The sequence below is a fragment of the Pedobacter soli genome, from assembly GCF_900101435.1.
Classification (GTDB): Bacteria; Bacteroidota; Bacteroidia; order Sphingobacteriales; family Sphingobacteriaceae; genus Pedobacter; species Pedobacter soli.
Window position 1 is genome coordinate 311,156 of the sequence record NZ_FMZH01000007.1, and the last position, 13,255, is coordinate 324,410.

Annotated in this window: 15 protein-coding genes; 11 read left to right on the forward strand and 4 right to left on the reverse strand. The window is 40.9% G+C overall.

The annotated features are described in order from the left end of the window. Positions 1-17: 17 nt before the first annotated feature. Entirely contained in the window at positions 18-1,226 is a 1,209-nt protein-coding gene (locus BLR37_RS16890) for a GTP-binding protein (protein ID WP_090770573.1), read from the reverse strand. An 86-nt stretch (positions 1,227-1,312) separates the two neighbouring features. Between BLR37_RS16890 and BLR37_RS16895 the strand changes: the two genes are divergently transcribed. Genes BLR37_RS16895 through BLR37_RS16925 form a run of 8 tightly spaced genes read left to right on the forward strand, consistent with a single transcriptional unit; the run spans position 1,313 to position 5,496 of the window. Further along, positions 1,313-1,708, forward strand: coding sequence for a MerC domain-containing protein (locus tag BLR37_RS16895; RefSeq protein ID WP_090770706.1), 396 nt, complete (start codon positions 1,313-1,315; stop codon positions 1,706-1,708). Between the two features lie 19 nt (positions 1,709-1,727). Beyond that, positions 1,728-1,892 carry a hypothetical protein gene (locus tag BLR37_RS25400; RefSeq protein ID WP_167356633.1) on the forward strand — a complete coding sequence of 55 codons (165 nt, stop codon included), beginning with the start codon at positions 1,728-1,730 and terminating at the stop codon, positions 1,890-1,892. Beyond that, complete coding sequence (locus BLR37_RS16900) at positions 1,885-2,511, forward strand: ABC transporter ATP-binding protein (protein WP_090770575.1); 627 nt, start codon at positions 1,885-1,887, stop codon at positions 2,509-2,511. The genes BLR37_RS25400 and BLR37_RS16900 overlap by 8 nt, the downstream gene beginning before the upstream one ends. Next, the gene (locus tag BLR37_RS16905; RefSeq protein WP_090770578.1) at positions 2,511-3,719 is read left to right on the forward strand and encodes an ABC transporter permease; all 1,209 of its coding nucleotides are present in this window, start codon (positions 2,511-2,513) and stop codon (positions 3,717-3,719) included. The genes BLR37_RS16900 and BLR37_RS16905 overlap by 1 nt, the downstream gene beginning before the upstream one ends. 3 nt (positions 3,720-3,722) lie before the next feature. Next, a complete protein-coding gene (locus BLR37_RS16910; protein ID WP_090770580.1) occupies positions 3,723-4,160 on the forward strand; it encodes a hypothetical protein in 438 nt (145 codons plus the stop codon). A 1-nt stretch (position 4,161) separates the two neighbouring features. Beyond that, a complete protein-coding gene (locus BLR37_RS16915) occupies positions 4,162-4,590 on the forward strand; it encodes a hypothetical protein (protein WP_090770582.1) in 429 nt (142 codons plus the stop codon). After that, positions 4,587-5,039, forward strand: a complete 453-nt coding sequence (locus tag BLR37_RS16920; protein WP_244154681.1) for a hypothetical protein — start codon at positions 4,587-4,589, stop codon at positions 5,037-5,039. The genes BLR37_RS16915 and BLR37_RS16920 overlap by 4 nt, the downstream gene beginning before the upstream one ends. A gap of 19 nt (positions 5,040-5,058) precedes the next feature. Continuing rightward, positions 5,059-5,496 (forward strand): Fur family transcriptional regulator, encoded by a 438-nt coding sequence (locus BLR37_RS16925; protein ID WP_039478079.1) that lies wholly within the window; start codon positions 5,059-5,061, stop codon positions 5,494-5,496. A gap of 1 nt (position 5,497) precedes the next feature. Here the strand turns inward: BLR37_RS16925 and BLR37_RS16930 are convergent, their stop codons facing one another. From BLR37_RS16930 to BLR37_RS16940, 3 genes are read right to left on the reverse strand one after another with little or no spacing between them, the layout of a single operon-like run. Beyond that, the gene (locus tag BLR37_RS16930) at positions 5,498-6,481 is read right to left on the reverse strand and encodes a LuxE/PaaK family acyltransferase (protein WP_208599674.1); all 984 of its coding nucleotides are present in this window, start codon (positions 6,479-6,481) and stop codon (positions 5,498-5,500) included. Between the two features lie 19 nt (positions 6,482-6,500). Next, on the reverse strand, positions 6,501-6,860 hold the full coding sequence (locus tag BLR37_RS16935; protein ID WP_039478083.1) for a hypothetical protein: 360 nt from the start codon (positions 6,858-6,860) through the stop codon (positions 6,501-6,503). A gap of 6 nt (positions 6,861-6,866) precedes the next feature. Then, a complete protein-coding gene (locus BLR37_RS16940; RefSeq protein ID WP_090770586.1) occupies positions 6,867-9,296 on the reverse strand; it encodes a penicillin acylase family protein in 2,430 nt (809 codons plus the stop codon). Between the two features lie 195 nt (positions 9,297-9,491). Here BLR37_RS16940 and BLR37_RS16945 point away from each other — a divergent pair, with 195 nt between their 5' ends. The 3 genes from BLR37_RS16945 (at position 9,492) to BLR37_RS16955 (ending at position 13,255) form a co-directional block, all read left to right on the forward strand. Then, complete coding sequence (locus BLR37_RS16945; protein WP_090770588.1) at positions 9,492-12,401, forward strand: TonB-dependent receptor; 2,910 nt, start codon at positions 9,492-9,494, stop codon at positions 12,399-12,401. Positions 12,402-12,720: 319 nt separating this feature from the next. After that, on the forward strand, positions 12,721-12,927 hold the full coding sequence (locus BLR37_RS16950; RefSeq protein WP_090770590.1) for a helix-turn-helix transcriptional regulator: 207 nt from the start codon (positions 12,721-12,723) through the stop codon (positions 12,925-12,927). Next, positions 12,920-13,255 carry a HipA N-terminal domain-containing protein gene (locus BLR37_RS16955; protein ID WP_090770592.1) on the forward strand — a complete coding sequence of 112 codons (336 nt, stop codon included), beginning with the start codon at positions 12,920-12,922 and terminating at the stop codon, positions 13,253-13,255. Before BLR37_RS16950 ends, BLR37_RS16955 begins: the two co-directional genes overlap by 8 nt.

Genomic DNA, 13,255 nt, shown 5'->3' on the forward strand with positions numbered 1-13,255 from the left:
TTGAATTAATCTGATAATTACTGGTATGGAATTACCCGTTCAAACGGATTTTCGAACTTGGCACCAATTTTATAAGCTGCGATCTCTGCCGGGCTAAGTAAACAGGTTTCAAGCGATGCTTTCAATGCTGCACTATCCATTTCCTGACCAATAAAAACCAGTTCGTTTTTGCGGTCGCCAAAATCGTTATCCCACTCTACATGTATCTCTGCTTCGTTCTCCAGGTAGTCTGTATATTGCATTCTTTCGCTTTTGTTCATGCTGGCCCACCAAACACCAGCCAGATCGATGCGTAAAGAGCCACCAGCTTGTGAGAAATTAATGGCTTGGTCTGGCATGGCGGCCAGGTAAAAAATACCTTTCGAGCGGATAATATGTGGTGGAAATTCATGGTTAATGTAATCCCATAATCTTTGCGGGTGAAAAGGCTTTTTCGAGCGGAAAACAGTTGAGCTAATTCCGTACTGCTCGGTTTCCGGTTGGTGAATTTCTTCAAGCTCTTTTTTCCAGCCCGCCCCTTCGGCCGCTGATTCAAAATCGAATAAGCCGGTATTTAAAATTAAAGCCGGATCAAGTTCGCCGAAAAGGGTTTGGTAAATTTTGGCACCAGGATTTAATTTCGAAATTAAAGCTTTTAAAACCCGAATATCGTTTTCGCTTACCAGATCTACTTTGTTTAACAGAATAACATTGGCAAATTCTATCTGATCGGTAAGCAGGTTTACAATCGTGCGTTTGTCGGCTGCATCATCAGTCATGTTCCGGTCTGCGAGTTTTTCGGCAGAGCCGAAATCCTTGTAAAAGTTATAGGCATCTACAACAGTAACCATCGTATCTAAGCGGCTAAAACGGCTTAAGTCAATACCTGAAGTTTCATCAATGAAAGAGAAAGTTTGCGCAACAGGTATGGGCTCAGAAATGCCGGTACTCTCAATCAACAAGTAATCGAAACGGTTTTCTTTAGCCAGTTTTTCTACTTCAATCATCAAATCTTCACGCAAGGTGCAGCAAATGCATCCATTGCTCATTTCTACCAGTTTTTCTTCTGTTTTAGAGAGGGTATGCTGGTTTTTAACCAAAGCAGCATCAATGTTCACTTCGCTCATATCGTTCACAATTACAGCCACTTTTAAGTTCTGCTTGTTTTGAAGTATGGCATTGAGTAAGGTGGTTTTTCCACTGCCTAAGAAACCGCTTAATACGGTTCCTGGTAATTTCTTTATCATGTTAATGCAATTATGTTGCAAATATAATGTTGAATATTTTAAATGCAACTTTATTGCTTTTATATTTGTCGACTAAATTTAAATTGATGAAACAGCGTAGCTATAAAATTAACCTCGACAGGTTGGGGATCACTGCCTCAACACTTTGTGCCATACATTGCGCGGTACTTCCATTTGTAATTACGGTTTTACCCATTTGGGGGATGGGCTTTTTAGCCAATGAAGCTGTTGAAATTACCATGATTGCCGTTTCGCTGGTGTTGGGCGTGTGGAGCTTAAGCTCGGGTTATAGAAAGCAACACCAGCGTATTATGCCCATACTGATACTTATTTTAGGTTTTATTTTTATTGCTTTCGGGCATTTCTCGGACCTGGAGGCATTGGAACCTGTTTTGATTCCACTTGGCGGATTTACCATAGCATTGGCACATTATCTTAACCTCCGGCTACTCAAAACCTGCCCCGTAAACCATAACCATTAAATCTTTTACCCTTTGCGATATGTTCAAGCACCCTAAAGTCTTTTTCATTCCGGCACTGTTATTTATTTCAGTGCTCAATCCAGGCTGTAAGCATGGAACTAACGATGCCATGACACTATACAGGCACTATGCCATTAAAAACCTGGTAATTAAAAACCTGGAAAAAGCTACCCGTCATGATTAACATCACATCGCTAGCCCATAATTATGAGCAGGGAAGAAGAATTGTTTTTCCCGACTGGGAAATTGCTGATATGGAACACTGGCTTTTACTGGGCGCTTCGGGAAGTGGCAAGAGCACTTTGCTTAACATCATTGCCGGATTGCTGAAACCTAGCCAGGGGGAGGTTTTCATTCATGACACCAATTTGTATACTTTGCCTGCACGCAGGATGGACCAATTCAGGGGAAAAAATATTGGTATTGTTTTTCAAAGGCCTCACCTGATTCAGTCGCTCAATGTACTCGATAACCTTGAATTGGCAGCTTTAATGGCAGGTGTACCAATAGATAGCGAACATAACCTGGCGCTGTTAAGCGAACTTGGCATTGCCGATAAAGCGCAAAACTATCCTGCTCAGTTAAGTCAAGGGCAGCTGCAAAGGGTCTCAGTAGCACGTGCACTGGTTAATAAACCCGATTTGCTGATTGCTGATGAACCTACCTCGAGCCTTGATGATGTAAATGCTGCACAGGTAACTGAAATGCTTACCACTCAGGCCAGGGCAAACGGGGCTGCCCTGGTTATTGCTACACACGATCAGCGGGTGTGTAAATACATTACTAAAACCTATTTACTGTAATGAATATCTTGAAAATAAGCAGCCAAAACCTGTACAGAAATAAGTTGGCTACACTTTTAAACATCATTTTGGTGGCCTTTGGGGTAGGTATTTTAACCATACTTTTTTTAGCGGCGAATCAGATTGGCAATAAGCTCGAAAAAAATGCTAAAGATATTGATTTGGTTGTAGGAGCAAAAGGAAGCCCGTTGCAACTGATTATGAGCAGCATTTACCATATCGATTTCCCAACTGGAAACATTCCGGCGGCAGATGCTTACCGGTTAATGAAAAACCCGATGGTAAAAAGGGCTGTTCCACTGGCGCTCGGCGATAATTACAACGGTTACCGCATTGTGGGTACCGATACTACTTTTACGGGATTATATGGCTTGTCGCTTCAAGGTGGCAATTTCTGGAAAAAAGATTTGGAGGTTACTATCGGCAACACGGTAGCATTAACGGCTAAACTGCATATTGGTGATACCTTTTTCGGCGCCCACGGACTTACTGGTAGCAGCGATATCCATAAGCAGCATGCCTACGTGGTAAAAGGCATTTTAAAACCGCAAGGCAATATCACCGATAACCTCATTCTTACCAATATTGGCAGTGTTTATAAAATACACGAAGCGCCGGAAGAAGAGCATGAACATTCGGCTACTGAAAGTAAAGAGATTAATAACAAACAGATTACCTCAATTTTAATTCAGTACCGCTCGCCCATGTCGGTTATTGTGTTTCCGAGGATGGTGAACCAGAGTACCAATATGCAAGCTGCATCGCCAGCAATGGAGAGTGCCAGACTGTTTTCTTTAATTGGAGTGGGGGTAGATACGCTAAAATGGTTTGCTGTTTTGATTATGGGCATCGCTGCATTGAGCATTTTTATCAGTTTGTACAACGCCATGAAAGAACGCAAATACGATTTGGCTGTAATGCGCTGTTTAGGGGCATCCAAATTTAAGTTGTTCTGGTTGGTGGTATTAGATGGTTTGCTGGTTACGGCTATAGGTACCTGTTTGGGTTTGTTGATTGGCCATGTAGCACTCGAGCTGATTGGGAGCTATCAGGAATCATCGCAGGCCAGGCTTAGCGGAATGTTTATCGTACCACAGGAGTTGTATTTAATTGCTACAGGCTTTTTTACCGGTGTATTGGCTTCGCTAATACCAGCTTTACAAATCTATAAGGTAGATATTGCTGAAACGCTCACCAAGGCCCGCTAAGTGATGAAAAAATTAACTGGATTGGTTGTTTTATGTTTAGGTTTCCAGCTAGTGGCTGCGCAGGTTCGGGTACATACCGACATGCGCACGCCAACCTGGAATTTAATTGGTTTGCGTTACGATGCAGAAATTGCTCCCGGAAAATGGGGGAGTGTTTTCCCGCAGGCACTGAAGCGGCTAAACAATAAGGTAATTGAATTGCCGGGTTACATTATTCCAACCAAAGTAGGGCAGCGGTTTACCGAATTTATGTTTTCTATTGTACCCATTGCTTCATGTCCATATTGTGGCTCTGGCGATATACCAGCCATGATACAGGTTAAAATGTTAAGCCCTATTCCGATAACAGAAAAACCAATAAAGCTGCGGGGCCTGTTTATCATTAACGATTCGGGTGATGACAGAAGCGAATTTTTTCTCTTAAACGCTAAACAGTTGTAATATGAGAATAGTGTTGATATGGGTATTGTTATTCGTTTCTTTTGGTGCAAAGGCACAGGTTCATGCTGATATGCGTACGACCAACTGGAACCTGATTGGCCTGAAATACGATAAGCAGGTTAAACCATTGGTTTGGCAGGTTGTTTTTCCGCCGGCGTTAAAAGCCATAAACCATAAAGTAATTGAATTGCCAGGCTATATTATTCCAACCAGGGTGGGCAACAGTTTTACAGAGTTTATGCTCTCTATTGTGCCCATCGCTTCCTGCCCTTATTGCGGCACGGGCGATATCCCATCTATGGTAGAGGTAAAAATGCTAAAGCCAATTAAATGGACCGATGCACCTGTTTTAATTAAGGGAAAGCTGGAGATTAACGATTCCGGGGATAGCCGGTCAACCTTTTTCCTCTTAGATGCTGTACAAAAATGAAAAGACTATTGCTGATTTTTTCTTTGCTTGCTACCTGTTTTATAGCAAAGGCACAAAACCAGAAACACAATCCTAACGATCAGTTACGTTCGCTTAACTGGGATGTAATTGCCTCTGTTAAATTCGAACTAACAGAAAAGAACGAGCTTTTACCTATATTTTCAGAGTCGATAAAACGTTTTCAAAACCGTGAATTTGAGTTGAAAGGTTATCTGATCCCCATTAAAAGCGGAGCAAAGCAGCAACAGTTTCTGTTGGCAACTTTACCCATTAACCAATGTTACTTTTGTGGGCAAAACGGAATTCCGGTAATGATCATGATTGAAATGGAAAGTGCCATACCTTACAGCGAAAAGCCCATTAAGGTAAAGGGAATATTAAAATTAGAGCAGAAAGATGCCAGCTATGCACCGCCAATCACAATTAAAAATGCCAAACTCGTTATTTAATTGTTAATTTTGTATTGCTATGGAAAATAACACAGAGCGTTTCGAAAAACTTTTGGTTAAAAACGGTTTAAAAAGAACCGCCCCGCGCTTGCAGGTGCTTGAGATTTTGAGTAGCCGCGATTCTGCAACCTCACAGCCTTATTTAGAGCAGGTAATGGGTAAAGATGCTGACCGCGTTACGCTTTACCGTGTTTTGCAGGCTTTCGAAGAAAAAGGAATTATCCATAAAGTACTCGACCAGCAGGGAACAGCTAACTATGCCATCTGTTCAGAAGGTTGCAGTGCACACGAACACCATGATGAGCATGTCCATTTTAACTGCGACAACTGCCATAAAATTTACTGTTTAGATAGTGTTAAGATTCCGGCGTTAAAGGTGCCTGCAGGTTTTAAAGTAGAACACCTTAACCTGATTGCTACAGGCCTTTGTGCCAATTGCTCTAGTAAAGTAAACTAACTTACTGCACCAAAAGGTTGCAACCCCTGATATCGGCATGGTCGAACCTGCCCAGCACTTCAAAACTCTGATCAGGATTAATTTTCCCTAAATCCTGCGTAGCAATAAAACTGCAGGAATTGAGGTTGGCCAGATCAATTACATTAATACCACCTGTGCGGCCTTGTGCTACCAGGCTTAAAGGATCGTTGGTATCGCGGATTAAAACCTTCATCCAGTTTGGACAGTTAAATACCCCATCGCCTAAAGAATAAGCCTGAGAAAGCAATTCAGTCATTCCGTACTCACTGTGGATCGATTTTACGCCAAAACCTTTGGTTAACTGCTCATGTAATTCTTCACGTACCATTTCTTTGCGCTTGCCCTTCATGCCACCTGTTTCCATTACAATTAGCTCAGGGAAGTCGATATCATGCTGCTCTATAAAATCGAGCAGTGCATAGGTTACGCCAATTAAAACTGTTTTTTGCTTTTTTGATTTCAGCTTGAGCAGGGTTTGCAACAAATCATCGTGATTGTATAAAAAGTAACCACTTTGCGGGTGCCCGCTTTTTTCAATCAGGTCGTTAACCATGTAAATTAAAGATGAACCCGATCGCTGTTGATAAGAAGGCAATAATGCCAGAAAGCAATATTCCGTTACATCGCCATAAAATTGGGCAAAGGCCTGCAGATAACTCTGTTCGTATAATTTAACATCGGTTACATGGTGGCTGCTTTGAACCATACCTGTTGTACCCGAACTGCTAAAGGTAATTTCTACAGGAGCCTCGCTGCTTAAAATAGCATGGCTTTTAAAAAAACTAATCGGCAAAAATGGAATCTGCTCAATGGTTTTTACCTGGTCAATATCAACACGTAAATGGTGGATGTACTCGCCATATACCTTGCAATTTTGGGCCTGAAACCTGAAAATGTTTAGGGCTAATGTTTTAAATCCATCGCCACTTTGTACAGAAAATATATCTTCAGCTGTTAAATTCACGCCGCAAAAGTACAAAGCATTATGCTATTTTCTTGTCAGTTTTTTTGGCCAGCATAGCCATTCTAAAATGATAACCACAATAACCGCTGATTCCGGCAACCAGGCCACTTAAAATACCGGTGAGCAAAAGCAATATCCACCAGATTTTAACTCCGGTCATTACCGCAACACGGCCGGCCAGCAAATTATCGTTGGGCAGGCTTTTAAATAAAGCATAACCAATCCACAATAAGAATATAGCGAGGAATGATTGCCAGAATGCTATTTTTCCTGTTTTACCGATAATGCCGCAGGTGGCAAAAGAAATTACAATAATTACCCACCATGGAGCGATCATTTGTAAGAAAAAACAGATAACTGCGATAACGATGAAAACCATTTTTGATTATTTAGAAATTTTTAAACGTGAAATAACTGTGCCCGATTTATCATCGGCGCTTTGCATGTAAAACAGATCGTAAAGTTGGCCATTGGCCCAGGTATCGATCATGTTGTCATAAAATTTACTGCCCGGGTTACCCGATTGCCCGCCAGGGTAAACGCCATGCCCTTTAGGTTTTTTGCCCAATTCGATCACCATCCGCCATGATGGACCATTGGTTTCTCCTAAAGCATTAATGGTACTTTTAGCTCCGCCTATTTGCAGAATTTTTGAACCAAATCCAGGTATTTTGGCTAAATGAGGTACATTGCTTTGTTTTACATTAGCCCAGTTCCAGTCTTTGTTTATAGGGCCAAATCTTCTCTCCAAACTATCGCAGCTGTATTTAAAAGATTCGTTTACCAAATCTGCCAGGCTTTCTTTTTTACTGGTGTGGATGTTATCATACCATGGGGCATTAGGTTCCTTTAAAATCATTTCTACCATGCGGTCTCTGGATGGGTAACGCATCGGGATACCTTTTACCTCAAATTCATCTGCCCAAATATCAAAGCTTAGCCGTTTGGTCCATATTTCGAAAACACTTGCTGCAATCTCATTAGCATCATAGTGCTTATTCCACTTGTTTACATAGCTTAATGCTTCTTTCTGCGTAGCGTTCAATTGTTCGTTATTCAGTAGTGGGAGTAAGGCCGGAAGGAGGTTTTGCGCCAGAATACTGTAATTATCGGTCTGCATCAGGCGGATACTATCCATAGTGGCTTTACTCATCGCAGTTAAGCGGTCGTTAATCCTTTTTCCCCTTTCGTAAGGTGAAAATTCCCAGTTAATATAGTATGGATAGGTGGTATCGGTTGAAGATTGATTTGCCGAGCTCACAAAACCCCGCGGTGGGTTTTTAACGGTCGGGTTCTGGGCCGCCGGAATCCAGCCTTGCCAGTCGTAAGCCGGGTCGGTACCATCTAAAATAAATTTACCCTGGTCTTTCCATTTGAGCGGGAATTTTCCGTTTGGCGTAATGGCGATATCATTATCTACGCTGGCAAAAACAAAATTCTGTGCCGGGGCGGTATAAAAAGTTAAAGCTTTACGGTAATCTGCATAGTTTTTACCCCGGTTCAGGTAATAAAAAGTCATCAGCTCGTTGGATTGATCGTGTGCAATCCACCTTAAAGCATCGCCAACAGGTACATTATTTGCCCGGCTGTATTTTGGTTTCTGAAAATAAACCACCGGCCCATGGTGTGTGTAGTAAACGGTATCAATTTCATCTTTAGCACCACGGATTTTAATCACCTCCATCCGTTTTGTTGTCGCTTTCCATTGGTTGTTGTACCAGTACTCGTTGTGGCTGCTGTCTTTAAATTTAATCTGGTAAAAATCGAGTACATCGGCTGCAACATTGGTTACACCCCAGGCAATTTTCTGGTTAAAACCAATAATTACGCCCGGTGCGCCCGGTAAAGAAACGCCGTAAGTATTTACGCCCGGTGCATGTAACTGAATTTGATACCAGATAGAAGGTAAAGTTAAATCCAGGTGCGGATCGTTAGCCAGAATGGGGTAACCTGAAGCGGTTTTTGTGCCCGATAGCGCCCAGTTATTACTGCCTATACCTTCTATTTTCTCTTTCGTTTTTACCTCGCCAGTTAGTGCCTGAGTAAAACTTTCTGGTGTTTTTGGAACCGGTAGTGGAGTAAAATCCCACTTTGTGCCTACCGGTATAATCGGATCTTCACGGAAAGGATAATCCGGGAAAAGATCTTTGGTTACTTCCGGGCCGAATTTTTTGAGGATGTTGGTCATATAGAACTCGTCAGAGCCCATGGCCAAAACCGCCGACATCTGTTTCAACAGCAAAGCACATTTAACCGGAGTCCAGTTTTCGGGTTTAAAATCGAGTATTTTATATTCTAAAGGGTAATTGGCTTTAGATAAGGTTTTGATATAGGCATTAATCCCTTCGGTGTAAGCCTCGATCATTTCTTTCGCTTTAGGATCGGCCATCATCCCTTTTAATGAGTTTTCTGCACCATAAACCATGCCCATGCGGCGCTGGTAGCGGTCTACTTCAATGGCTTTATCACCAACTACTTCACTTATTCTCCCGGCAGCAAAACGGGTTTGGAAATCCATTTGCCAAAGGCGGTGCATGGCGGTAACATAGCCCTGGGCGAGGTATAGATCATGATCATTTTGCGCAAAAATATGCGGAATCATGCGGTCGTCGAAAACGATTTCTATTTTATCGGTTGCGCCTTTAATTTTGGCTTTATGGTTAAACATAAAATGATTGTTTTCGGCATTTTGCCAAAGACCCATAAAAGGATCAAGGAATTTGAGAAGAGGTGGTGTATTGCCTAATTTGGTATTAAATAAAAAAGCTAATGCGATTGGCACAACGACGCAGAACAGGGCTTTAATTTTATTCATAATGGTTAGTAACAAGTCTTTTGCGAAGATAGGGCAAAATGACGGTTTATGTTTACTGCAAAATACAACAAACTGTATATCAATCAAAATTATAATTTGAATTGAAATTATTATGCTTACATAATTTGTTTAATTCAAAAAAAGAATTTAAGTTTATGTAACTAATAATACAAACAACCAAATTAACAATCGCGTATGAGCAGAATTTTTACACAGATCTTTTATGTGTTATTATTTGTGTTTGCTGGTAGTTTAGCAGCACAGGCACAGAATACTACGGTAAGTGGAACCGTAAAAGACAAGCAATCTAAAGAAGGATTGGCAGGGGTAAGCATAACCATCAAAGGCCAATCGGGCGGTACAGCCTCTACAAGCAATGGTAGTTTTACATTTACGACATCGGCTAAAGTTCCTTTTACACTAGTAGCTTCTTATGTAGGTTATGGTACGGTAGAACAGCAAATTACTGGAAGTACTACTGGTATTAATTTAGAGCTCGAAACTGCGGTTGTACTGGGTGGTGATGTGGTAGTTTCGGCTTCACGTACCCCTGAGCGAATTTTAGAATCGCCGGTTTCTATCGAGCGCATGAGTGCTGCAACCATTAAAGAAATTGCTGCTCCTTCGTTTTACGATGCCCTGAACAACATGAAAGGGGTGGAAAGCAGTATGCAGAGTTTAACGTTTAAATCGATCAACACACGTGGTTTCAACTCTAATGGTAATACCCGTTTTAACCAGTATATTGATGGAATGGATAACCAGGCGCCGGGACTGAATTTCTCGGTAGGTAATATTGTAGGTATAACAGAACTGGATGTAGATAATGTGGAGCTATTACCAGGTGCTTCATCAGCCCTTTATGGTGCGGGGGGTATTAACGGTACGCTGTTAATGACTTCAAAAGATCCGTTCAAATTCCCAGGTGCCAGTTTTCAGTATAAAACAGGGGTAAATCACGTTAATGATGATAACAGCACTGTACAACCATTTAACCAACTGGATGTACGCATGGCTAAATCATGGAATAATAAGTTCGGCGTAAAAGCAGCTTTCTCGTTTTTACAGGCCAAAGATTGGATGGGAAATAACTATTCAAATTTCGATAGGATTGCAAGAACAGCAAAAGCCGGAGACCGCAATAGCGATACCAATTATGATGGTATAAATGTGTATGGCGATGAAGTAAGTCAGAATATGCGAAACGTTGCCTTAAGCGTGCAGAATGCTACAATCTCAGGAATCAATGCAGGTTCGGGCGGTTTAATTCCTAATATTAAAGCGACCATGGATGGAGCCTTTGGTGCAGCTATCCCAAATGCGACGCAACAAGCTGGTTTCCTTGCAAGCTTGCCTGCTGCACTACGTCCGGCGGTACAAAATTATTTCCCTTTTTATGTAGGGTTAAAAGCCAATTTAATTCCTGATCAAAACGTTTCAAGAACAGGTTATAATGAAGAAAACCTGGTTGATTACAATACCAAATCATTAAAAGCTTCGGGTGCCTTGTATTACAATATCAGCAACACCGTACAGGCTGTAGCGCAAGCCAATTGGGGAACAGGAACTTCGGTTTACACCGGTTCTGATCGTTATTCGTTGCGTAATTTTAATATTGGTCAGTATAAACTGGAGATTAAAGGTGAAGACTTCTTTGTTAAAGCTTACACTACTCAGGAACGCTCTGGCGATTCTTATATTTCTTCTATTTTAGGTAGTTATATTAATGAGCTTTCAAAACCATCTACAACCTGGTTTCCGCAATATATTGGTAATTATGTAGGTGCAAGAGCTGCCGGTCAGGGCGATGCTGCGGCACATGCTTTAGCCAGAACTGCTGCTAACCAGGGCCGTTTCGAGCCGGGTTCTCCTCAGTTTATACAGGCTAAAGATCAGATCATGAATACCACAATCAGTGCTTCAGATCCTTCAAAAGGTATTTATGGTGCTAAATTCGATGATAAATCAAACTTGTACCATTACGAGGGTATGTACAATTTTACCAATCTTTTTGATAAAGTTGTAGAGTTTCAGGTTGGTGCTTCTTACCGTCTTTATGATTTAAACTCTGCAGGAACAATTTTTAATGATTTAATTAATTCAATCGACATTAAAGAATACGGTGCATTTGGACAGATTGGAAAGAAATTCTTTAATGATAAAGTTAAGTTTACTGTTGCCGGCCGTTATGATAAAAGCCAGAATTTTGAGGGCAGGTTTACACCAAGGATCACCGGCGTATTTACGGTAGCTAAAAACAACAATATCAGGGTTTCTTACCAAACCGGTTACCGCAATCCAACTACGCAGAACCAATATATCGATTTATCTGTTGGTGGTGGTTCGCAACGTTTAATTGGTGGTTTGCCTGAAATTATGTTTAGCAAATATCATTTAGATACCAATAAACCTTATACTGATGTAAGTTATCGTGCATTCTTAGCTTCAGCTGCCGCTACAGGAACTCCTAATCCGGCACTGCTGCAACAATATAATTTCGATGCCAAAGGTGTTCGTCCTGAGAGCGTACAATCTTATGAGTTAGGTTACAAAGGCTTATTGTTGCCGAACTTACTGGTTGATGCTTATGGCTATTATAACATCTATAAAGATTTTATCACCGCGGTTGATGTTTACCAGAATGTAGGCGGAAGCTTTGTTAAATTTGGTGTTCCGGTTAATGCCGAGGGCGAAGTAACTTCTTACGGTGGGGCTTTAGGTCTTGATTACCTGGTAGGCAAATGGAATGTAAGTGGTAACGTTTCTTATAACCAGATTGGAGACTTGCCTGCTAACTACATCAATGATTTCAATACCCCAAAAATCCGTTATAACCTGGGCTTAGGCAATAAAGAAATTATTAAAAACTTTGGTTTCAATGTTTCTTATCGCTGGCAAGACCAGTTCTACTGGAATTCATCTTTCGCCTCAGGCCAGGTACCTGCATACAGCTCTTTGGATGCGCAGGTTAGTTTAAGGATTCCGTCAGTAAACTCGGTTGTTAAACTTGGTGGTTCGAACGTGTTGAATAAATATTATATCACTTCTTATGGTAATCCTATGGCTGGCGCAATCTATTATGTTGGATTGACATTTAACCCATAGTAAACTTATTGAGTTTTGAGCGGCCCTCTGTATAAAGGTACAGGGGGCTTTTTGTTATTGCGGAGATGTTGAATGTATTGTTGATGAGTAATTACATCTCTTAGATCATCCTTTATAAATTCCCATATTTTTCCCTTAAAGCATTGAAGTCATTGTTAACGGTCAGGAAATTGGTAAAGTTTTTTGTGATCAAGTATCTTATCAATATTTGTTAATTTATATCCTTTCGGCTATAAATTTTGACTATATTTTATTTTTTATATCCGATAGCATATAATGTAAGTTTAAATTACTATATTTATATCCGATAGGATATAATATGGAAGCAATAAGAGGTTTTGTAAAAGCTAAACGGAAAGAATTGGGCTTAACCCAGGAAGATTTAGCGCTGAACGCAGGTGTTGGATTAAATTTTATTCGTGATCTAGAGCAGGGCAAGAAAACCCTTCGTTTAGATAAGGTAAATGATGTTTTGGCCTTATTTGGTAAGGAAGTTGGCGTTATTAATCTTGTAAGAAATGTTTAGGCAAGCAAAGATATACTATCAAAATCAGTTGGCTGGGAGTCTTTCTGAAACAGATAACGGATACACATTTCAATATGATTTTGGTTATTTGAAAAGTGAAAATGCTTTTGTGGTTAGTCTGACTTTGCCGCTTTCTGAAAATCCATACCATAACAAAGTGCTGTTCCCATTTTTTGATGGGCTGATACCAGAAGGTTGGTTGCTGGATATTGGTGAAAAATATTGGAAACTTAACCCAAATGACCGTTTTGAGCTGTTAATAAATTTATGTAGAGATACCATTGGAGCGGTTTCTGTATACCCAGTGGAGGTGGAGGGCAATGGCTAG